Genomic DNA, 20,428 nt, shown 5'->3' on the forward strand with positions numbered 1-20,428 from the left:
CCCAGGCAGGGCAACTATACTGAGAGGGTCTGACGGCAATTAAAGGCGGCCGGAAATGGAACCCATCAAAATCGGATATCGGTTCAAGCTCGATAAGTCGCGCAGCGAAAATTTTGAAATCACGCTCGATGAGAACAATGTAGAAGTTCTTGATCGAAATATAAAAGACTTTCCAGAGTGGACTCAACTGGATTGTCATAAATGCCCCCATTGTCCACTCGACTCCATGTACCATCCTCACTGCCCGGCGGCTTTAAGCCTAGTGGAGGTGGTGCAGCGCTGCCAGGATATTATGTCTTACGAGCAGGTGGATCTTGAGGTGGCGATAGGGGACAAGAAAATCAGCCAGCATACCTCGGCGCAGAAAGGCTTGAGCGCTCTGATTGGCCTGCTGATGTCCACCAGCGGCTGTCCGCATCTGGACTTCTTCCGACCCATGGCGCGCCTGCATCTGCCGATGGCGACGGAGCAGGACACCGTGTTTCGCGCCGCGGGCATGTATCTGCTGGCGCAGTATTTCCGGTCTGCGGAAGGTCGGGATGTGGATTTGACTCTGCGCGGACTGAAGACAATTTACCGCAATCTGCACCAATTGAATCTATGCATATCCAAACGCCTGCGTGCTGCGTCGGAAGCGGATTCTTCCGTGAACGCCGTAATTCTGCTGGATCTGTTCAGCACCGTGATTCCCATCATCATCGAAGATAATCTGGAAGACATCCGCGAGTGGTTCGACCCCTATATGTCGGAGCTGTTCGACAGAGTGTTGGAGCAGGCGGGTAAAGAGCCGGATTAGCCTTGCGGTGAAGCGTTGAGCAGGCTCAGAAACTGTGGCGGCACTGCGTCGGTGAGCCAGACTTGGTTGGCGGAGAGGTAGAACCCATGCCCCGCCTGAGACAACGCTCTGGCGTCGATGCGAAAAATCACGGGTTTGCCGTGTCGGCTTCCCACTTTATGTGCTGTCTCTACGTCTGCGCTCAAATGCACATGACGACGCTGGCCGGGCTGTAATCCCGTCGCCAGGATAGCGTCCGCGAATCGTGTGGCGGAGCCGTGATACAACACATCCGGCGGCGCCACGGGCGTCAACTGCAAATCCACATCGATGGAATGCCCCTGACTGGCGCGAATGCGTCGTTTGTCCTCGGACAGGGCGAAGCGCTGTTTGTCATTGGTGGCGACGATTTCCAGCACGTCCTGAAAACTGATATGCACGCCCTGACGGGCGGCGCCCGCCAGTAAAACCGCTATATCCGCCCAGCCATTGGCGTCCAGAGGAAGCTGAATCAGTTCCGGCTGATGCCGCAACACCAAACTGAGGAATTTGCTTTTCGACTTCAACGCTTTATCCATGGAAGCCAGACCTGTTGGGTTAGGAAAGAATGTCGACGTATTTCTGAATAACCTGATCAAAGCCCATTTCCAGCGCTTCCACCGTTAACGCATGGCCGATAGACACTTCCGCAATCGTGCCTTGCGCCACCAGCGGCGCCAGATTTTCCAGATTAAGGTCATGTCCGGCGTTCACCGTCAGCCCCAGTGACACGGCGTACTGAGCGCAGGCCAGATACTTGGCGGCGACGGCTTCGAATTGCGGCGCGCCATAGGCGTGGGCGTATTCTTCGGTGTATAGCTCAATGCGCTTGGCGCCGGTGGCGTGGGCCAGTTTGATCTGCTCTTCGTCAGGGTCCATGAAGAGGCTGACGCGTACGCCGGCCGCCTGCACTCTGTTGACGATATCCGTGACAAACGCATTGTCCTGGCGCAAATCCCAGCCGTGATCGGAAGTGATTTGATCAGGCTTGTCCGGGACTAAGGTAAATTGGTGCGGCTTGTAGCGCAGCACATACTCAATCAGCTCTTCTTCCGGGTAACCTTCGATGTTCAGTTCGGCTTCTCCGAACTCCTTCACCAGCTCGCTCAGTTCAGCGATATCGCTGTAGCGGGCGTGACGTTGATCCGGTCGTGGATGAATGGTGACCCCACCGGCGCCCGCCTGCAACGCGCGGCGTCCGAACGCCTTCACGCTGGGATAATCGCGCCCTCTGGAATTGCGGATCAGGGCGATCTTGTTGAGGTTTACGCTCAGAACGGTCTTCATATCTGCTGGGTCCTTATAAAACTGTCACGCGATGTTGCTGGATCATAGCACCCCGCCGCGGACAAACCCACTGCGACGCCCTTTACGCCCCGCCACCAAGGGTTTCCCCCAGAAGTTTGTAAGTACTTATTATGCTTCAATAAAGCACCCAATAACCGCTACTGAGGACGCCCATCCCATGAAACCTCGACTCCTCCCGCGATGGATATTACGCATCGCCAGACGCAGCGCCGTAATGCTCGCATTCCTGCTCTCCTTTTCCGCTCTGGCGGCGCCGGATGGATGGAACGTGCTAGTGGAAAACGGCGAAGAGCTGTTCATTCCTGGCGATCTGAAAGCGGACGAAGAATACCGCCTGTTTATTTCAGTGGCGGAAGACGTGCCGCAAAGTAAATATCGGGGTTGGTTCGAACGTGTGCTGAAAGAAGACGGCGGCAAGCTGGGTGAGGTTATCGACACATTGGCGGTCAAAGAAAGCAAAGGCGGCGTACTTAGCTCTACCGTGATGATGCAGACTGAGGGTAAGGCGCGATTCGTCCACTATATGGCGTTTTACGGTAAGGGGAAGGCGGTATACATGCGCATTTTCGCTTCAGACGGCGCTAAATTAGTTACCCGCTACAGCGCAGGCATGCAGCAGGTAATGAAGGAAAATCTGCCGCTACGGCTCAAGGGCGTCGCCAGTCAGTCAGGCGCTGCGACTCCGGCTCAGCCTGTGACCACGCAGAAGTCTGCCCAGAGCCTTCCTGCATCAACTAAAAGTAGGGATGTAACCCCAAAAACGAATATTCAAAAAATCGATAACGGCGCGTTGCCTCGCTACTCTTTGCCCAATACCTACGAGGCGCTGATGTGTGATTACACAACGGGCATCTCCAACTCCAACTACAAAGTGGATAACTTTGTTTATCTGTTATTTAAGGATGGTAGCGCTTACAAGCGTTTGACGGTTCCACCGGAAGATTTCGGCGTCGCCAAAGCGCGCAAAGAAGATCCGAAAAACTGGGGCGTATGGAAGAAGAGCGGCGATGGTTACAAGGTTAAGGTCGGCGGCGACTGGCGCGAGCTTAAGCGCAGCGCCCTTCTGGAGCCGGCGCGGATTGGGGAACGACTGAACCGTTACATCTACATCATGAATGCGCATGGTATGGCGGGTATCTCAGCCACCAGCAGCGTGTACACCAACAGTTGGACCTTTCACGGCTCAGGGCGCTTCACCAAAGGTTCATCCAGCCTGCATGGCTCGGGGGGAGCGGCGTCAGCCTTGACCGGCACGAGTGTATACGCCTCCAGCAAAAGCGACGAGCATGGCGATAGCTCTGTGGCCGGCGGGATCGCGCCGGGGATGGTGACTTCTACAACCAGAGGCAACAAAGACGGCGCTAAAAACCGGGGCGCCTATCAACTGAACGGCTACGCCATGAATCTGAGTTTCGATAACGGCGAAAAACAACGCATGCTGTTTGGATTTTGCCACGGCGACCGTACCGATCCGTTCCTGGGGGGGACGATGTATTGGATGAAGGAGTCTGAAGCCGAGCGTGATTTGCCAGTCGACTGGAAAATGGTGATCACTGAAAATGAGGACCAGTTTTATGTCCCCGGCGATCTCAAGGAAGGAGAAGTTTTCCGTCTGGTGATCTCTCCGAAAGTGGAATTAAACGGGCGCTCGATGGAGGACTGGTTCAAAGAGACCGTGACGGAAAACCTGTCGTATCTCGGTGATCCGCTACTCATGGCAGATTGGTCGGGTCGGCAGGGGCTTTATCAGTATTACAATGCGTTCAAGGAAAATGGTCGAGACCTTTATGTGGTGTACTACGGCACGAAGACAAGGGGCCGGTTCGGGCGTTTCGTTCGCCTTGTAATGTCGGATTCCGCTATGGCGCAACGTTATGCCAAGGAACTGCAGCCAGCTCTCAAGGAAGCTTTTCGCCAATAGTCGCCAGAGGTTAGAAAATTGCAATCATCATGCTTCGTCGAAACTGTACGTAGGTTGCTGGTGTTTGTCTTTGCGCTGTCGTTCATGCCTCTCGCATCTATCGGCCATGCCGCTCCAGACGGTTGGTCTGTCCTGGTCGAAGACGGGGAAGAGATATTTATACCCGGTGATTTAACTGCTGAGGAAGACTACCGGATGTTTGTCGCCCTGGCGGAAACGCTCCCACAAAGCGAATATCCGCAGTGGTTCAAAAAGCGCATCGATCTGGACGCCAGCAAGTGGGGCGAAGTATTGGCGGCGCCGGAACCCAGGCGGAATAATGGCGGCGTATTGACGGCGACCTATGCGCTGCAAAGGCAGGATGGCGTACTCCGTTATGCGCATTACATGGGGTTCTTTGGACAAGGCAAAGCAGTGTATCTGCGCATCTTATCTTCAGACGTGACGACGCTGGTGTCCCGTTACGCCAGTGGTATGCAGCAGGTAATCAAAGAGACGCTGCCGCAGCGCCTGAAGGGCGTTGCGATCTCGCAGGCGGCGCCTAACGCGCCGGTTGAAACAACAACATCTGGTGTAACCCCCATGGCTCCTCCAGCCAAACCCGCTACCCAAGCCGCCCCACCGGAAATAAAACGCATCGATAACGCCGCCGCGCCAGAGTATTCGCTGCCTGACAAATATGAGGCGTTGGTATGCGACTTCACTGAAAACAGAATTGATGACACCTACGACGACTACGTGATTCTGTTACTCAAAGATGGCACTGCCTATAAAGGGCTGACCGTGCCGCCGGAAGATCTGGACGTCGCCAAGTCTCGCGAGGAATACTCCAATAGCTGGGGGATTTGGAAGGATGACGGCGGAGAGAGCTATAAAGTGAAAATTCCCGCCAGCAAGAAGGAGTGGAGTTCATTATCTAAGGGGCGACATTTGGCGCCGGCGCGAATGGGCGAACGTCTGAATCGCTATATTTCGAAAACCACGATGGTGAATATGGGCATGATTGGGGGAGGTAGCTCCTATACCAACAGTTGGACTTTTCTCGGCGCCGGCGGCTTCTCGAAAGGTTACTCCAGTCTGTTCTCAAGCGGGATGATGTCTTCCATGACGACAGGAACCAGTGTTTACGCCGCATCATACAGTGACGACACCGGAGATAGTTCAATTGTCAGTGGCAACTCTCCTGGCGTTGGCGTCACATCTCAGAAAAAACGCAATGATGGTTCCAATAACCGTGGTCGATACAGCTTGAATGGGTACGCCATGGAACTGACCTACGATAATGGCGAAACGAACAGAAGCCTTTTCGGCTTTTGTTATGACGACCGCACGCAGCCTTTCTTGGGGGGAACGCTGTTTCCAATGCGTAAATCAGGCCCGGCGGAGAAGTTACCCTATGAATGGCGTATGCAGATCAGTCTCAACGAAGAGCGTTACTATGTTCCGAAGGAACTAAAAGAGGGTGAAATCTTCAGAGTGGTCTTCTCGCCCATGGTGGAGCTAGAAGGCGCCGCGATAGAAGATTGGTTCAAAGAGGCGGTCAGTCAGAATTTCACCTATTTGGGCAAGCCTGTTATGGAAGGAGAGTGGGGTAACGATAGAGACACGGTCTATTCCTACTACAATGCATACAATGACGAGGATGACGCGCCTTTGGTCGTGTTTTATTACGGTGCGAAAGTGGAAGAAAAATATGGGCGTTTCATGCGGATTATCACATCAGATTTGAAGCTTAATAAGCGCTTTAAGGAAGAAATGAAGCCCGCTTTGCTACGCGCCTTTATGCCTTAAACTTTAACAGGGCGTCGTATTCCGATTCGTCTCCCCGAGGATGAAGTAGCGGCGCCATAATTCGCCATAATCCCACCTCTCGAAAGTCAGTATTGCTGTGTATGCTGGCGCTTTATCCTGATTCAGATTTTATTTGGCCGTGGACATTATGACCCCTCAAGAAACTCGTTTTCCCTTTTACTCCACTTTGTTCGCTGGTATAGCGACGGGCGTGGCCGCCTGGCTGGGCGCCGAGCATTGGCCGGACGGTCTTATGGCCCAGAAGGCCGTGGCTGTCGCGATAACCTTCGTTTTTGTCTTCGCCGGCGCATTTTTGTTTACCGCCAGAACACGCAGGAGCGCCCCGAATTGGGCGCTGGCGGCGGGCATTGCTGTCGCTATCGGGTTGTCCGCAATCTGGTTAATCGCCAACACCTTCAAACCAGAGGGCGGTAGCTACGAGGGCTCCTCAGGTTTGGTGACCTCATGGTGGGTGACAATCGTGCCGCTGCTATTTGCGCTGCTGCCCTTTGTTCAATGTGATTTTCAGAAGAATCAGAGCTTTATGAGCGATATTCTCAGTGTGGAGCTGTATCGCAAGTATTGGGAAAACCTGTTTATTCTGGCGTTTGCTGGGCTATTGGTGGGCATCTACTGGTTGGTTGCAATGCTGGGCGCTTCTTTGTTCGATATCCTGGGAATTAAGGGGCCGGGCCGCTTTGTTGAGTCTCCTCCAGTGGGATGGACCGCCTCGGCGATCATTTTCGCCTTGGGCATCAGTCTGGGGTGTCGCTACCCAAATTTATTGAGCATGCTGAGCGGGCTGATCGCCACCGTATGTCGCGCGATTCTGCCGCCAGTGGCGGCGTTCATGATCGCCTTCGCTGTCACCCTGCCGATTGTGGGTCTGGAGTTGATCTGGAGTACTGGCCGTTCCACACCCATGCTGCTGGCGATGATTCTGGTGGCGGTGGTGTCATTGAATGGAGCGGCGCTCTGCGGCGGTGATCGTAATCCGTATCCACAATGGCTACGGGCGGGGATTTATGTATTGGTGGGCTTGTTGCCTATATTCGCGCTGTTGGCCGGGTACTCGCTCTATCAGCGTATCGAACAATATGGTCTGACTCCAGACCGTTACTATTCCGCGTTGTTTGTGGTGTTCGCTTTGGCCCTGACGCTAAGTTATAGCGTTATCTTTTTGGCGAAACGCACCTCCTGGCGGGCGATGCTGAATTCGGTGAATACCCCGATCATTCTCTCCGCAGTGTGGGTGGCGCTGCTTACGCTGACGCCCTGGCTGAATCCTCAGGAAGTGAGCGCCAGCAATCAGTTCGCCAGACTGAAAGCCGGTGAAATCTCTGTGGAAGACATCGATCTTGGATTGTTTCGCTATCATCTGGGCCGATCAGGTGAAGAGAAGCTGGCGCAAATCAGGGCGTTGACGGAAAAGGAAGGGGCGTTGTCAGAGGCGGAAGCGACAGTCTTGGCGCAACGGTTGGACGTGCTTGAGAGCGCCCAGTATTACTATGACTGGGAGCAAAAACAGCGCCTGGCGGAACTTTACTCGAAGCAGGCTGGTGTGGAATGGCTTAACGAAGGCGTAGCCGATAAGGCGGCGTTTGAGCGTAGCATAGAGCCGGAGTTGTGCCGGGAACAATTGTGTTTCGCCTTAACTGTGGACCTGGACGACGATGGTGAAGAGGAAGTCTTGATTGCCGATAGTCCCGAGTATATTTACGATCTTAAAGTTTATGATTTGGATGAAGCGGGCGCATGGAATAAAGTGGGTCGGTTGATCATGCCCAGCTCCTCGTATTATTACAACGAAGATTTACTTGGCGTACTCAAGAGAGGCCAGTACCGCCTTGAGTTGCCGCGTTATAAGTCAATTCATTTTGGCGGTACGGTGATGTCCTTTTCGCCAATGCGCTCTGAATAGAATACGGAGCTGCGACTGGCCTCTCCGTTTTAAAAACGAGGGAGGCCGGTAGTCAGGCGTTAAAAATAGGCTAATTCTTCACATTAACGCGGGTTTCCTCAGGGCATTTGGCGGTGGTGCCGAATGCCTGCTCCGGCTCCAGAAACACCACATTCACGTCATCAATCAGCCACTCGGCGCCTTCCTGCACATAAGCCAGATAAAACGTTAACGGCTCTCCGCCGATGCCGTAGCCATTGACCGTCAGGCAGCCGCTATCCTCTCCAACCGCGGCGGAATGGGAGTGCTCCCGCAGCATGTAGGCTTTGAATCCTAACTGTGCGAACGCCGCCTGATCGCCCGCCACTTGGTCCACGACCCGCCGGGAAAAGTACAGCGGATAGTCTGCGCTCAGCGCGTTGGCGTCGACGGCCTCCGCGTACAGGCGATAATTCGGATACAAGGGATCGAGCTCACCAACGGATGCGCATCCTGTTGCCAGCAGACATAGAATCAGTCCCCAGATTTTCATGCTCAGTTCCCCATGATGTTCCGTAGTTGTTCGTCGTAGGCGTGATTACGTTGCTGCATGGCTTTGGCGGCGCGGCACAGCAGACCGGAGCAGGAAGTAATTAACGCCTCAAGATCAAAACTGCCGCCTACGGTGATACTAATAAGTCCTATAGAGAACGTGGCGTTGTACTTGATCAGATTCCCTTCGCCATTGGCGAACGCAATGCTCACCCATTTCATCTTGGCGCCAATCGCCTTTAACGCCGGCTCGCCGCTGAAGGTCAGCACTCCCGCCGAACCGGACAGCGTCGCCTTGCCATCCTGATCCACCGCTAACTTAAACGGCCCCTGACTACGCACGATCTTCGCTGTCAGTCCCTTGTCTGTCGAATAAGCCGTTTCAATCAACTTGGCGACAGAAATCTTCAACTCAGCCCGCGTCGGATTCATCTCATGTTTCCTCAAAAGCTAGTTAAATTCAATTTTTATTGGCAATAAATATTGCTTTTAAGAAAATAAATCAGGAGAAAGCACAAGAGAATCGGTGTTTTGGTTTAAGGAAAAGCGACTAACCGGAAATGCCGAAAAGCGGGCTTGGTAAGCCTGATTGGCCGATAAAATGCATCTTTAAATCAATGAATTAACTAAACATATACAAAGCTGATGCTTAAAGGTGAGAACTTAACCTATTCCCAAAAAAGCAAGTTATGTATACTGCCCGCCCCTTTTAAATGGGGTTAGGAAAAAGAAAAGTTTTAGAGGAATTAAAATGTTAGTTAAGGCAGTAAAGGCAATCGCTCTTACCTCAATGGTTTTCTCAGCAGGTTGCGCATCTATCCTGAACGAAGACACTCAGAAAGTTAATGTATTGTCCACGAGCGGAGAGAAGTTCTCCGGTACTATCGACGGCGTTCCTTTTGAAGGTCCTGGCGTTGTTGAAGTAAAGCGTGCGAACAGAGACAAAGTCATCGTTGTGGACTCATCTGAGTGCGCCAAAGAAACCGTGATGACTAAAAGTGTAGATCCGATATTTTTCGTGAATGTTCTGTCTGGCGGTGCTTTTGGTTCCACCACTGACTACTCAACTGAGAAAATGTGGAAATACCAAGATTCAATCACTGTTAGCTGTAAATAATTATTTTTCGCGATGAAAAATACTTTTAAGGGAGGCTTAATCGCTTCCCTTTTTTTAGCATCATCTGTATTCGCCGCGTCTGTTAAAGAGGTGGTTGACCTCGCCTTAGAAAAAGAGCTTTATCAGGACCCTGCCTGGAAGTCGCTGATTCACTTTCAAGATGGCAATACGAAAGTTAATGATAATTCTTTTATACTGTCCGGATCAGACTTTAATCCTAAGAACGAGCTTGTACTTACCATAAACTATTTATTGAATAGTTCAGGAGATAGTCAGGCAATATGCCGCTTTCCTGCTCGCTACTATTGGCTTGGCGAGAAACTGTCGATAGATACTGCTAATTTAGAAAATTGTTCTGGCCTGAAAGAATATATTAGTCGCGCTCCAATTGATGATATAGATCTTGTCTATTCATCTGAAAATCTGTCGCAGCCATCAAGTATGATGGGACATATATTGCTAAAGATTTCCGGAAAGAATGATGAAGGGCGCATAGTCGAGCATGGCGTTTCCTTTTTTACTGAAGTGAAAGGCGTTAACGTTCCTAAAATAATGTTTGATAGCCTGGTGGTGGGTAAACCTGGTTATTTTGCGCTAACGCCATACTCTGACAAGCTGGATCAGTATCTAAGGCGTGAACAGAGAAATGTCTGGGAATATCGCCTGGATTCAACTGAGTTCCAAAGGAAATTAATTCAGTACCACATATGGGAATTAAAGCAGACAAAACTGGATTACTTTTTTCACGACTATAACTGCGCAACGCTAACCAGTTTTATGGTTTCTTTTATTGATCCCAGCGTATTGAACATGGATGGTCTATGGATGACGCCGCTTGATGTAGTGAAGCAGGCGCATCAGGCGGGAATTATTGACCACGTTTCAGTATTGCCGTCAAACCGATGGAAAATTCGCATGCTGGAGGAGAGTCTTCCTCGTAGCGTGGCCGATAGCGTCAAGAAGTCAGTTGAGCATAATGAAATTAATGACCTTCCTGATTCGGATAACCCAGAGCAAGATTTTCTTATGCTTCAGCTTGCTGGTTATTACACTGATTACCTGCATGAAACAGACCTAATTGATGCGCGCTCTTGGCGTAATCTAACGGATAAAGTGGAGCAGAGAAAAGCGAGGCAAGAGGAAGTCTACGAAATAGATATTTCGGAATATAAGAACCCTGTAAAAACGCCAAAGGACAGCCAGTTGTATAGCGGTTTAGCGTTAATCGGTGATGAGGCATTCATTAGAGTAGGCTTTTTGCCTGCATCTCATGGCATCGAAGACGATAATCGGCAGTTTTTCAGTGAAAATGAACTGAAGCTCGGGGATCTTTCTTTCCTGGTCTCGCCTGAAGATGGGAAAGTTAAACTGGATAGGTTTCAGTTATATTCAGTCTCATCTCTGATCCCTTGGGATAGCTTCACGGGAGGCCTGTCTGGCCGCCTGGAAGTTGGGCTGGAGCAGCATTATGACGAACATATACGTCGACATAGCGCAGCCAATATCAGCGGAGGTCTCGGAATGACCTTTGCCTTAGACAGAGATATGAGCGTTTACTTCCTTGCGATGGGCGGGTACGGGTTTGGAGATGGAACTTCTTATTTGTACCTCAATCCAGAAGCAGGAATGATCATCAATGAAGTATACGACATGAAATCCATCATCTCTTATCAGACAGTATGGAATCAGCTTGACTCAGGCGAGGCCTACCACTCTTTCAATCTGAAGCAGTCAAAGTTCATTGGCGATGACTATGCAATCTTTCTTGACTATGAGCGGCGTTGGAGCAGTTCTTATTCCAGTGATGGCGTAGAAGCCGTATTTAAATATTATTTTTAGTCGATGGAACGACTTCTCTCCCTAACGCGTGTTGGGTCACGTCCACTTGCCATCCACCCGCCACCAAGCCTAAACTAATCGGCACATCTTGTCGGGGTGCCTGGAGTAACAGGCTGAGACCACAACACAGTGGGGCCCGTAGAACCTGATCTGGTTAGTACCAGCGTAGGAAACAAGTAGTTCATCAAAAGTTCTTAGCGGCGCTCCATCATTGTGACGCGGGCCCGATTGCAGACCAAGACGTTGATGCCCTCTCTCCTCCCTGGTGCTACCCCATACAACCAACTAGGAGAGTACTGTGGGCGGCACAATCGATATCAATAAAATCAGCAAACTCAGTGAGTCGGCGCAGGTGGATGCGCTGTCCACGCAACCGTTTCCCGCTTCCCAAAAAATCTATGCTGAAGGCAGTCGTCCCGACATCCGGGTGGCGATGCGCGAAATCACGCTGACGCCGACGCCCTTGCAGGATGGCGCTACGGAACAGAACCCACCGCTGCGGGTATATGATACTTCCGGTCCCTACACGGACCCCGCTGTCGAGATCGACGTGCGACGCGGTTTGCCACGTATGCGCGAAGCCTGGATCAATGAGCGCGGCGACACGGAACATCTTCACGGCTCGTCTTCGTTTTACGCCAAAAGCCGGGAACAAAATCTGTCCCTAGACAATCTGCGTTTCGAACACCGTCACGCTCCCCGTAAGGCGCGCGCCGGGGGCAACGTCAGCCAGCTGCATTACGCCCGTAAAGGCATTATTACGCCGGAGATGGAATACATCGCCATCCGTGAAAATCTGGCTCTGGAGCAGGCGGAAATTGAGAACGCCATGGGCAGCCAGCATCCCGGCATGAACTTTGGCGCCAACACGCCCCGTTACATCACCCCGGAGTTCGTGCGTCAGGAAGTGGCGGCGGGACGGGCGGTGATTCCCTGTAACATCAATCACCCTGAAGCGGAGCCGATGATCATCGGCCGCAATTTTCATGTGAAAGTGAACGCCAATATCGGCAATTCTGCTGTGACCTCGTCTATCGAAGAAGAGGTGGAGAAGCTGGTGTGGGCGACCCGTTGGGGCGCGGATACGGTGATGGATTTATCCACGGGTAAAAATATTCACGAAACCCGTGAGTGGATCATCCGCAACAGCCCGGTTCCTATCGGCACAGTGCCGATTTATCAGGCGCTGGAGAAAGTCGACGGCGTCGCTGAAGACCTCAATTGGGAAGTGTTCCGCGACACCCTGATTGAGCAGGCGGAGCAGGGGGTGGATTACTTCACCATTCACGCCGGCGTGCTGTTGCGTTATGTGCCCATGACCGCCAAGCGTCTGACCGGCATCGTCTCGCGCGGCGGCTCCATCATGGCGAAGTGGTGTCTGGCGCATCACAAGGAAAATTTCCTCTATACCCACTTTGAAGAAATCTGCGAGATCATGAAAGCCTATGACGTCAGCTTTTCGCTGGGAGACGGACTGCGTCCCGGCTGCATCGCCGACGCCAATGACGAGGCGCAATTCAGTGAGCTGCGCACATTGGGCGAACTCACTGAGATCGCCTGGAAGCATGATGTGCAGACCATCATTGAGGGCCCTGGCCATGTGCCCATGCACATGATCAAGGAAAACATGGAAGAGCAGCTCAAGCACTGCAAAGAAGCGCCCTTCTACACGCTGGGGCCGCTGATCACGGATATTTCTCCAGGCTACGACCATTTCAGCTCTGGCATCGGCGCCGCCATGATCGGCTGGTACGGTTGCGCCATGTTGTGTTACGTGACTCCCAAAGAGCATCTGGGGCTGCCCAACAAGGACGACGTCAAACAAGGGCTGATCGCCTACAAGATCGCCGCCCATGCGGCGGATCTGGCGAAAGGCCACCCGGGGTCGCAGCTGCGGGATAACGCCATGTCCAAGGCGCGTTTCGAATTTCGCTGGGAAGATCAGTTCAATATCGCCCTGGACCCGGACACCGCCCGTGCGTATCACGACGAAACCCTACCCAAAGAAGGTCATAAACTGGCGCACTTCTGCTCCATGTGCGGACCCAAATTCTGCTCCATGAAAATCACTCAGGATGTACGCGATTATTCCGCCAAACTGGAGGCGGAGAAGGCGCAGGCTGAGGGCGCGTCGCAGCAGGAAGCGGAGCAGGGCATGCAGGAGATGTCGCAGAAGTACAAAGACGCGGGGCGGCGTCTGTATCATGAAATCTAAGCTGCGTATCGGCATCGCCGGCGGCGGTCTGCTCGGGCGCTTGTGCGCCTGGCGGCTGGCGCTGCTGTACCATGAGGTCACTCTGTTTGACGCTGGAGACTTCGAGCGGCCCGGCGGCGCCTGCTGGACCGCGGCAGGCATGATTTCGCCTCTGAGCGAGCTGGTGTCCGCAGAGCCAGAGGTGTACCACATGGGCATGCGCAGCCTGGATATCTGGCCCCGATGGATCGCCGAGCTGGAGCGTCAAACCGGCATGTCGGCCAGCTATCGTCAGGCGGGCTCGGTGGTGGTGGCGCACCCGCTGGATAAGGCGGAGCTGGCGCAGTTTCAGCGTGACCTCAACGCCAAACTTCCCGCCGACGAAGCCTTGCAATGGCTGGATCGAGAGGGCGTCGCCAGGTTGGAGCCGGGGCTGGCGGATCATTTTGAGCAGGGCCTTTACCTGCCTTCGGAAGCCGACGTAAACAGTCGCCTGTTGCTCAACGCGCTGCTCGCCGCGCTGCGACAAGGCGGCGTTCGCCTGGTTTCCGACACGCTGGTGGAGTGCTCCGCACACCGTATGCATTGGAGCAGCGGCAGCGAGCGTTTTGACTGGGTCATCGACGTACGCGGCCTGGGCGCCAGTCGCAATATGACGGGACTGCGCGGCGTGCGCGGAGAGGTCATGATCATTGAAACTTCCGAAGTCAGCCTGAACCGTCCTGTTCGTCTGATGCATCCCCGCTATAAGTTATATGCGGTTCCGCGCTTGAATGGCCAGATCATTATCGGCGCCACGGAAATTGAAAGCGCGGATATGTCGCCGATCAGTTTGCAATCCACGCTGGAGCTGAGCAGCGCTCTGTATGCGTTGAATCCGGCATTCGCGGAGGCGAGGGTGGTGGAGACCAGCGTCAACTGTCGTCCGGCGTTGCCGGATAACCTGCCCAGGGTGACGCGAGAGCCGGGGCTGATCTGCGCCAATGGTTTGTATCGCCATGGCTATCTGTTGGGGCCGGTGGTGGTCGGGCAGGTGCTGGACCAATTTCACAGCGAGAAACAATATGCCGCCTGAAATCGAAATTACGTTGAATGGCGAACCTACCCAGGTGCGCGACGACGCCCTATCTGAAGTGCTACAGACATGCGGCTATGCGGGCGTAGGTTTCGCCGTCGCCATCAATGGCGAGTTCGTGCCGCGCTCCGCTTACGCGCAAACCAAAGTGAGCGCAGGAGATCTGGTGGATGTGGTGGCCCCGGTGGCGGGTGGCTGACGCGCCTTGAAACAAGTACAGGTGGCCATCGCCACCGGAGGTAAATCGTGGATAAGCTGTCTCTGTATGGAGAAACTTTTGCGAGTCGTCTGCTGATCGGTTCGGCGTTGTACCCGTCGCCGGCCATCATGCTGGAGGCGGTGCGCGCCAGCGGCGCCGAGATCATTACATTGTCCCTGCGGCGACAGAATCCGGCGCACCAGGACGGCAAAGTCATTTGGGACTACATCCGCTCCAGCGGCTGTAAACTGCTGCCCAATACCGCAGGCTGTAAGTCGGCGAAAGAGGCGGTGACGCTGGCGGAAATGTCCCGGGAAATCTTTCAGACGGACTGGCTGAAACTGGAGGTTATTGGCGACGATTACAGCCTGCAACCGGACCCTTATGGACTGGTGGACGCCGCGAAAGAATTGAGCAAACGGGGCTTCAAAGTGCTGCCCTACTGCACGGAAGATCTGGTGTTGTGTCGCCGCTTGCTGGATGCAGGCTGTGAGGCGCTGATGCCCTGGGGCGCGCCGATAGGCACCGGTCAGGGATTGCTGAACAAATACAACCTGCGCATGTTGCGGGAACGTTTGCCGGATACCCCGATGATTATCGACGCGGGTCTGGGTGCGCCCTCCCATGCGGCGGAAGCGATGGAGATGGGCTTTGACGCTGTGCTGTTGAACACGGCGGTCGCTAAGGCCCATGACCCAGTCGCTATGGGCGGCGCATTCAAAATGGCGGTGGAAGCCGGTCGCGCCGGCTACAACGCCGGCCTGATGCTGGCGCGGCAGACCGCCAGCCCCAGCACGCCCACCATCGGCATGCCTTTTTGGCAGCGGCAGTCGCAATGAGCCTTGCCTTACGCCACGTTTGCTTGATCGCTTTGAGAGATAACCGCCACCATGACTGACCCGAAGCCGAAAGTATGGATCATCGCCGCCTCAGACAGCGCGGGCGCCTCCGGAGTGCAGGCGGATCTCGCCACCTTGCACGGGCTGGATGTCCATGGCGGCGCTGCAATCACTGCCGTTACCGCACAAAATTCGCAGGAGGTTGTCAGCATCAATCCCGTTTCCGCATCAGCGTTACGAGACCAGTTGCAGACCCTGCGTGCGGACGGCGATGCAGCGGCGATTAAGATGGGTCTGCTGGCCGATGCGGAACAGGTAGAGGTACTACGGGAGTTTTTGCGCGACTTCCCCGGGTTGGTGGTGCTTGATCCGGTGTTGGGCAGCACGACTGGCGCTCATTTCGGCCTTGCGGTGGCGGCCTTGAAAACGCTGCTTCCTCATGTCGATGTGGTGACGCCGAATATTCCAGAAGCGGAGCAGTTAGTGGACATGCGCATCAGCGGGCCGCCGGATATGCTGTCCGCCGCTGGTCGGCTGCGTGAGCTTGGCGCCAAAGGCGTCTGGCTCAAAGGTGGTCATTCGGCGCAAGACGGACCCTGTCTGGATTTGGTGTGGGTGTCGGAGCAACCCTGCTGGTTTGCGCAACCGCGCCTGTCTGTACGTCATAGCCGCGGCACGGGCTGCACGCTCGCCAGCGCATTGGCGGCTTTTGTCGCTCGGGGAGAAGCGCTGACGGATGCGGCGGCGTTGGCCAGCGCTTATGTGAGACAGGGGTTGCGTCAGGGTTACGCCATTGGCCCTGGACCCGGCCCCATTGCGCGCCTGGGCTGGCCGACACAGATGACGGATTTTCCCAGAATTGTCGATCGCCTGGACTGGCTGGATTATTCCGCTTTTCCCGATTGCGGCGAATCGCCTTTGGGATTGTATCCGGTGGTGGACTCGGTGGAGTGGCTGCGTAAGTTATTGCCGCTAGGGATTGATACCTGTCAGTTGCGCATTAAGAGCGATGACCTGAGGTTGTTGGATACGGCTATCAAAGATGCGGCGGAACTAGGTCGGCAATACGGCTGTCGCCTGTTTATCAACGACCACTGGCGTTTTGCGATCAAACATGGCGCTTATGGCGTGCACTTGGGCCAGGAGGATATTGCTGACGCTGATCTGGACGCTATCCGCGATGCCGGTTTGCGCCTGGGCGTGAGTACGCATGGCGACTTTGAGTGGGCCCGCGCGGCGTCGATAAAGCCCAGCTACATCGCCATAGGAGCGATTTTTCCGACGCAAACCAAGGAAGTGCGCATTGTCGGTCTGGAGAAGCTGTCCCGCTGGGTTAGGTTACTCAACCATAACTATCCACTTACCGCCATCGGCGGCATAAATCTTGGTAATATCGAAGCGGTCCTGAGCACCGGCGTCAGCTCTGTAGCGGTAGTGTCCGCGATTACCCAGGCGCAGGATTTTCGTGAAGCCGTGGCGAACCTGAACCGCAAACTTTTGAAAGGAGCGGAATAACGCGGCATTATGCTGACCCAGTGCGACACAGGTCGATGGAAGCCTATGATTTAATGGAGAAAAAACGATGGCCTCGATTAATCCTGACTGGGAAGAACTTGCCGAATTGATAGCCCGGATGCCAGCAGATCAGCCCGTTGTAATGCTGAACCTGCTGAAGTTTCATGAGGTCGCCGCCTATGCGGACGCCTCCGTCCATTGCAGTGGTAGAGAAGCCTACGCCACCTACTCACAAACCGCGCTGCAGAAAGTGCGCGAAGTCGGCGGCGAGTTGCTGTGGATGGGACGGGCCCAGGCGTCTGTGATCGCGCCAGCGGGAGAGACATGGGATGAGGTTCTGTTGGTGCGTTATCCCTCCATCCAGGCATTTCGCCGCATGTTGTCCATGCCTGACTATCAAGCCTGCGTCATTCACCGCACCGCCGCTTTGGCTGACTCCCGTCTGATCGCCACCACGGAGCATGATCCACAATGAAATTGCGGAGGTCGTCGGGAGATAAATTGAACAATTTGTGTTCAGGGTCAATACTAAAAACGCCTGAAATGGAAAATCACAGTATTCGGGATCAATGCAATGACCCTTTCTAGCGGCGAATACAGTCGGAGAACTGGCGTTCTGGGCATACTGTTATGCTTGGCGCTCACCAGTGCGGCGCTCGCTGATTGTGATCGTCCACTATCCGTTGGCTGGGAGTCCTGGCGTCCGTACATGTACAAGAACGAGGAAGGGCGCCTGAGCGGTCTGGACATTGAGCTGATTCAGGCGGTGGCGGATCGAATGGGGTGTCAGCTGGAGTTTTCCGAAATCCCGTTCAAGCGGCATCTCCTGCAATTACGTCAGGGTAAAATTGATCTCGCCACCTCGGTGCAAAAGACGGCGGCGCGAGAAGAATATGCATGGTTCTCACAGACCTATCGCACCTCCGCCTCCAATCTGATTATCCGCCGCGAAGACGCCGACCGTTACCACTTCAAATCCTTCAAGGAAATGACCCAGAGCCGTTTCAGGCTGGGCGTGACGCGGGGTTATTTCTACGGCGATGACGTCAACAAGTACATCGAGAAAGAAGATGGACAGCTACATGTCGAAGACGTGGTGTCTGACGAACTGAACTTGATGAAGCTGCTGGCCAGGCGGGTGGACGGCATCTTCGCCGACCCCATCGTGATCTACAGTCTGGCCAGAGATATCGGCAGGAAAGACGAGATTGCGGTGCACCCTCTGGGCCTGGTTTCCGACACGTTTTACATCATGGGGAGTAAGGCTTCGGTATCGCCGAAAACTATGGAAAACCTGAATCAGGCATTGCAGAGCTTGCAACAGAGCGGCGAATTCGACGCTATCGTTAATCGCTATCTGGAGGGAAGCTAAGGCGTCTCAGCATGGACGCCTTAACTTTCTTACGACTTCCTCAGGAGAACACCGTCTCCACTTCCGCTTCGCCGCCGGTCTGCACCTGCCATTGCGACCAGTACATACCCTTGCGCTCCAGCAACTGGCGATGGCCGCCTTGCTCCACCACCTTGCCGTGATCGACCACTACGATATTATCCGCGTGGACAATCGTTGAAAGACGGTGAGCGATCATCACTACCGTGCGGCCATGGGCGATGTGTTTCAGCGAGCGCTGAATCGCCGCTTCGGTCTCGTTATCAACGGCGCTGGTGGCCTCATCAAGCACCAGAATCGGTGGATCTTTCAACAGCGCGCGCGCCAAAGACAAGCGCTGGCGTTGGCCGCCGGATAGTTTGACGCCGCGTTCGCCGACAGCCGTATCCAGACCTTCAGGCAGACGCGCGATGAACTCCCAGGCTTCCGCCGTTTTGGCTGCGGAGATGATCTCCTCTTCGCTGGCGGTGGGACGGCCATAGGCGATGTTGTCGCGAATGCTGCCTTCGAACAGGAACACATCCTGACTGACCAGACCAATGGCGCCGCGAAGCTCCTTGAGAGGCAGCTGTTCGATAGGCACGCCGTCCACCAGAATCGAGCCCTGCTTAGGTCTGTAAAAGCGCAGCAGCAACTTGATCAGCGTCGACTTGCCAGACCCGGTGGCGCCGACCAACGCCAGGGTGGCGCCGGCTTTGACCTGCAAGTTGACGTTTTCCACGCCGCCCGCGCCAGCGGAGTATTCGAAGCTGACATTCTGGAAGTCCACTTCGCCGCGCACAGGCTGCGGCAAGGAGCGCGAACCTTCATCGCGTACGTCGATGGGGGTTTCTATCACGCCCAGGATGCGTCGGGTGCTGGCCATGGCGCGCTCAAACAGATCCACGGTTTGCGCCAGATTGGTCAACGGCCACAGCAGACGCTGGGTCAGGAACACCAGCACGCCATAAGCGCCGGCGTTGAGTTCGCCGGACAAGGCCTGCATACCGCCCACGGTGAAGGTGGCGAGAAAGCCCGCCAGAATCGCCATCCGAATAACCGGAATGAAAGCGGAGCTGACTGCGATCGCTTTGCGGTTGGCCTGAACATAGGCGTCGCTGGCTTCGCGCAGGCGTTCGGATTCCTGCGCTTCCGCGGTAAAACTCTTGATCGTGGCGATGCCGCCAATGTTATTAGCCAGACGGGACGCCAGCCCGCCCACTTTCTCACGCACGTCTGCGTACAGAGGATTGGCCCGCTTCAGGAAGAAGAATGCGCCCCAGATAATGATAGGAATCGGGGTAAAGGCCAGCATGGCGATAAAGGGAGATATCGCCAGGAAGACGCCGCCGACGGCCACTACCGTGACGAAAACCTGAATCAGGTTATTGGCGCCGCCATCGAGGAAGCGCTCCAACTGGTTGACGTCGTCATTGATGATGGAGACGAGCTGTCCGGAGCTGCGCGACTCGAAGAACGCCATATCCAGACGCTGGACATGGTCATAGGCGTCCTGTCTGAGATCCGCCTGCAATACCTGACCCAGGTTACGCCACATGATCAAGTGGAGGTATTCGAAAATGGACTCGCCGGCCCAAATGAAAAACGTCAAAACCCCTAACGCAAGGATTTGCTGCTGTGGGGTGTTGAATCCCATCGCGGCGACGAAACTCTGCTCTTTGTTCACCACGACGTCGATGGCGATACCGATGAGGATTTCTGGAGCGATGTCGAAGAGCTTGTTGATGATTGAACACGAACCGGCGGCGATGATGCGTCGCCGGTAGCCACGAGCGTAGCGCAGCAGGCTCAGCAGCGCCTGAAAGCTGGACTGGGATTGCGAGGCCATAGGATTCCTTGTGTACAGACTGGAAGGGACGCGCCGCGCGCGGCGCGACAGACTCATCAGCCTATCCTGTGCCGGCGTAAATGCAAGTGGTAATTATTCTAATGAAGACAAGAAGATGGCGCTTAACGCCGGAGGGCATATTCAGGACGAAAAAAAACCGGAGACCA

At 54.5% G+C, this 20,428-nt stretch carries 18 protein-coding genes and 1 riboswitch; of the genes, 13 read left to right on the forward strand and 5 right to left on the reverse strand.

Features of this window, described 5'->3' with window-relative positions:
- Positions 1 to 55: 55 nt before the first annotated feature.
- Entirely contained in the window at positions 56 to 796 is a 741-nt protein-coding gene (locus tag ACQYWX_RS00615) for a DUF6901 family protein (protein WP_216735338.1), read from the forward strand.
- On the opposite strand, the gene ACQYWX_RS00620 is transcribed toward ACQYWX_RS00615, so the two are convergent.
- Complete coding sequence (locus tag ACQYWX_RS00620; RefSeq protein ID WP_431687533.1) at positions 793 to 1,353, reverse strand: RNA 2'-phosphotransferase; 561 nt, start codon at positions 1,351 to 1,353, stop codon at positions 793 to 795. The genes ACQYWX_RS00615 and ACQYWX_RS00620 overlap by 4 nt on opposite strands.
- A gap of 19 nt (positions 1,354 to 1,372) precedes the next feature.
- On the reverse strand, positions 1,373 to 2,101 hold the full coding sequence (locus ACQYWX_RS00625; protein ID WP_216735340.1) for a pyridoxine 5'-phosphate synthase: 729 nt from the start codon (positions 2,099 to 2,101) through the stop codon (positions 1,373 to 1,375).
- Positions 2,102 to 2,279: 178 nt separating this feature from the next.
- Between ACQYWX_RS00625 and ACQYWX_RS00630 the strand changes: the two genes are divergently transcribed.
- From ACQYWX_RS00630 to ACQYWX_RS00640, 3 genes are all read left to right on the forward strand, one after another.
- On the forward strand, positions 2,280 to 4,043 hold the full coding sequence (locus tag ACQYWX_RS00630; protein WP_431687534.1) for a hypothetical protein: 1,764 nt from the start codon (positions 2,280 to 2,282) through the stop codon (positions 4,041 to 4,043).
- An 18-nt stretch (positions 4,044 to 4,061) separates the two neighbouring features.
- Complete coding sequence (locus ACQYWX_RS00635; protein ID WP_216735343.1) at positions 4,062 to 5,834, forward strand: hypothetical protein; 1,773 nt, start codon at positions 4,062 to 4,064, stop codon at positions 5,832 to 5,834.
- Between the two features lie 148 nt (positions 5,835 to 5,982).
- Positions 5,983 to 7,755, forward strand: coding sequence for a DUF4153 domain-containing protein (locus ACQYWX_RS00640; protein WP_431687535.1), 1,773 nt, complete (start codon positions 5,983 to 5,985; stop codon positions 7,753 to 7,755).
- A 70-nt stretch (positions 7,756 to 7,825) separates the two neighbouring features.
- On the opposite strand, the gene ACQYWX_RS00645 is transcribed toward ACQYWX_RS00640, so the two are convergent.
- Both ACQYWX_RS00645 and ACQYWX_RS00650 read right to left on the reverse strand, forming a co-directional pair.
- A complete protein-coding gene (locus tag ACQYWX_RS00645; protein WP_431687536.1) occupies positions 7,826 to 8,266 on the reverse strand; it encodes a hypothetical protein in 441 nt (146 codons plus the stop codon).
- 2 nt (positions 8,267 to 8,268) lie between these two features.
- Positions 8,269 to 8,697 (reverse strand): hypothetical protein, encoded by a 429-nt coding sequence (locus ACQYWX_RS00650; protein ID WP_431687537.1) that lies wholly within the window; start codon positions 8,695 to 8,697, stop codon positions 8,269 to 8,271.
- Between the two features lie 319 nt (positions 8,698 to 9,016).
- Between ACQYWX_RS00650 and ACQYWX_RS00655 the strand changes: the two genes are divergently transcribed.
- From ACQYWX_RS00655 to ACQYWX_RS00695, 9 genes are all read left to right on the forward strand, one after another.
- A complete protein-coding gene (locus ACQYWX_RS00655) occupies positions 9,017 to 9,382 on the forward strand; it encodes a hypothetical protein (RefSeq protein ID WP_431687538.1) in 366 nt (121 codons plus the stop codon).
- Between the two features lie 12 nt (positions 9,383 to 9,394).
- Complete coding sequence (locus tag ACQYWX_RS00660) at positions 9,395 to 11,221, forward strand: DUF4105 domain-containing protein (protein WP_431687539.1); 1,827 nt, start codon at positions 9,395 to 9,397, stop codon at positions 11,219 to 11,221.
- An 82-nt stretch (positions 11,222 to 11,303) separates the two neighbouring features.
- Positions 11,304 to 11,410: riboswitch (TPP riboswitch) on the forward strand.
- A 109-nt stretch (positions 11,411 to 11,519) separates the two neighbouring features.
- Positions 11,520 to 13,436: a phosphomethylpyrimidine synthase ThiC gene (thiC, locus tag ACQYWX_RS00665; RefSeq protein WP_431687540.1), complete on the forward strand. Its 1,917-nt coding sequence runs from the start codon at positions 11,520 to 11,522 to the stop codon at positions 13,434 to 13,436.
- Positions 13,426 to 14,490, forward strand: coding sequence for a glycine oxidase ThiO (thiO, locus tag ACQYWX_RS00670; protein WP_431687541.1), 1,065 nt, complete (start codon positions 13,426 to 13,428; stop codon positions 14,488 to 14,490). The genes thiC and thiO overlap by 11 nt, the downstream gene beginning before the upstream one ends.
- Entirely contained in the window at positions 14,480 to 14,689 is a 210-nt protein-coding gene (gene thiS, locus ACQYWX_RS00675; RefSeq protein WP_431687542.1) for a sulfur carrier protein ThiS, read from the forward strand. The genes thiO and thiS overlap by 11 nt, the downstream gene beginning before the upstream one ends.
- Positions 14,690 to 14,736: 47 nt before the next feature.
- Entirely contained in the window at positions 14,737 to 15,528 is a 792-nt protein-coding gene (locus ACQYWX_RS00680; RefSeq protein ID WP_431687543.1) for a thiazole synthase, read from the forward strand.
- Between the two features lie 51 nt (positions 15,529 to 15,579).
- Complete coding sequence (gene thiE / locus ACQYWX_RS00685) at positions 15,580 to 17,043, forward strand: thiamine phosphate synthase (RefSeq protein WP_431687544.1); 1,464 nt, start codon at positions 15,580 to 15,582, stop codon at positions 17,041 to 17,043.
- A gap of 67 nt (positions 17,044 to 17,110) precedes the next feature.
- Positions 17,111 to 17,518 (forward strand): DUF1330 domain-containing protein, encoded by a 408-nt coding sequence (locus ACQYWX_RS00690; protein ID WP_216735353.1) that lies wholly within the window; start codon positions 17,111 to 17,113, stop codon positions 17,516 to 17,518.
- A gap of 99 nt (positions 17,519 to 17,617) precedes the next feature.
- Positions 17,618 to 18,415 (forward strand): substrate-binding periplasmic protein, encoded by a 798-nt coding sequence (locus ACQYWX_RS00695; protein ID WP_431687545.1) that lies wholly within the window; start codon positions 17,618 to 17,620, stop codon positions 18,413 to 18,415.
- A 40-nt stretch (positions 18,416 to 18,455) separates the two neighbouring features.
- Here the strand turns inward: ACQYWX_RS00695 and ACQYWX_RS00700 are convergent, their stop codons facing one another.
- Entirely contained in the window at positions 18,456 to 20,261 is a 1,806-nt protein-coding gene (locus ACQYWX_RS00700; protein ID WP_279500446.1) for an ABC transporter ATP-binding protein, read from the reverse strand.
- Positions 20,262 to 20,428 lie beyond the last annotated feature (167 nt).

The organism is Hahella sp. NBU794 (genome assembly GCF_050749805.1).
Taxonomy (GTDB): domain Bacteria; phylum Pseudomonadota; class Gammaproteobacteria; order Pseudomonadales; family Oleiphilaceae; genus Hahella.

Excerpts from the sequence above, each read along its gene's own strand:
- ACQYWX_RS00620 (WP_431687533.1), bottom strand. The coding sequence starts at position 1,353 with ATGGATAAAGCGTTGAAGTCGAAAAGCAAATTCCTCAGTTTGGTGTTG.
- ACQYWX_RS00695 (WP_431687545.1), top strand. The coding sequence starts at position 17,618 with ATGACCCTTTCTAGCGGCGAATACAGTCGGAGAACTGGCGTTCTGGGC.
- ACQYWX_RS00630 (WP_431687534.1), top strand. The coding sequence starts at position 2,280 with ATGAAACCTCGACTCCTCCCGCGATGGATATTACGCATCGCCAGACGC.
- thiE (WP_431687544.1), top strand. The coding sequence starts at position 15,580 with ATGACTGACCCGAAGCCGAAAGTATGGATCATCGCCGCCTCAGACAGC.
- ACQYWX_RS00650 (WP_431687537.1), bottom strand. The coding sequence starts at position 8,697 with ATGAATCCGACGCGGGCTGAGTTGAAGATTTCTGTCGCCAAGTTGATT.
- thiS (WP_431687542.1), top strand. The coding sequence starts at position 14,480 with ATGCCGCCTGAAATCGAAATTACGTTGAATGGCGAACCTACCCAGGTG.
- ACQYWX_RS00615 (WP_216735338.1), top strand. The coding sequence starts at position 56 with ATGGAACCCATCAAAATCGGATATCGGTTCAAGCTCGATAAGTCGCGC.
- thiO (WP_431687541.1), top strand. The coding sequence starts at position 13,426 with ATGAAATCTAAGCTGCGTATCGGCATCGCCGGCGGCGGTCTGCTCGGG.
- ACQYWX_RS00655 (WP_431687538.1), top strand. The coding sequence starts at position 9,017 with ATGTTAGTTAAGGCAGTAAAGGCAATCGCTCTTACCTCAATGGTTTTC.
- ACQYWX_RS00660 (WP_431687539.1), top strand. The coding sequence starts at position 9,395 with ATGAAAAATACTTTTAAGGGAGGCTTAATCGCTTCCCTTTTTTTAGCA.
- ACQYWX_RS00645 (WP_431687536.1), bottom strand. The coding sequence starts at position 8,266 with ATGAAAATCTGGGGACTGATTCTATGTCTGCTGGCAACAGGATGCGCA.
- ACQYWX_RS00690 (WP_216735353.1), top strand. The coding sequence starts at position 17,111 with ATGGCCTCGATTAATCCTGACTGGGAAGAACTTGCCGAATTGATAGCC.
- ACQYWX_RS00700 (WP_279500446.1), bottom strand. The coding sequence starts at position 20,261 with ATGGCCTCGCAATCCCAGTCCAGCTTTCAGGCGCTGCTGAGCCTGCTG.
- ACQYWX_RS00625 (WP_216735340.1), bottom strand. The coding sequence starts at position 2,101 with ATGAAGACCGTTCTGAGCGTAAACCTCAACAAGATCGCCCTGATCCGC.
- ACQYWX_RS00640 (WP_431687535.1), top strand. The coding sequence starts at position 5,983 with ATGACCCCTCAAGAAACTCGTTTTCCCTTTTACTCCACTTTGTTCGCT.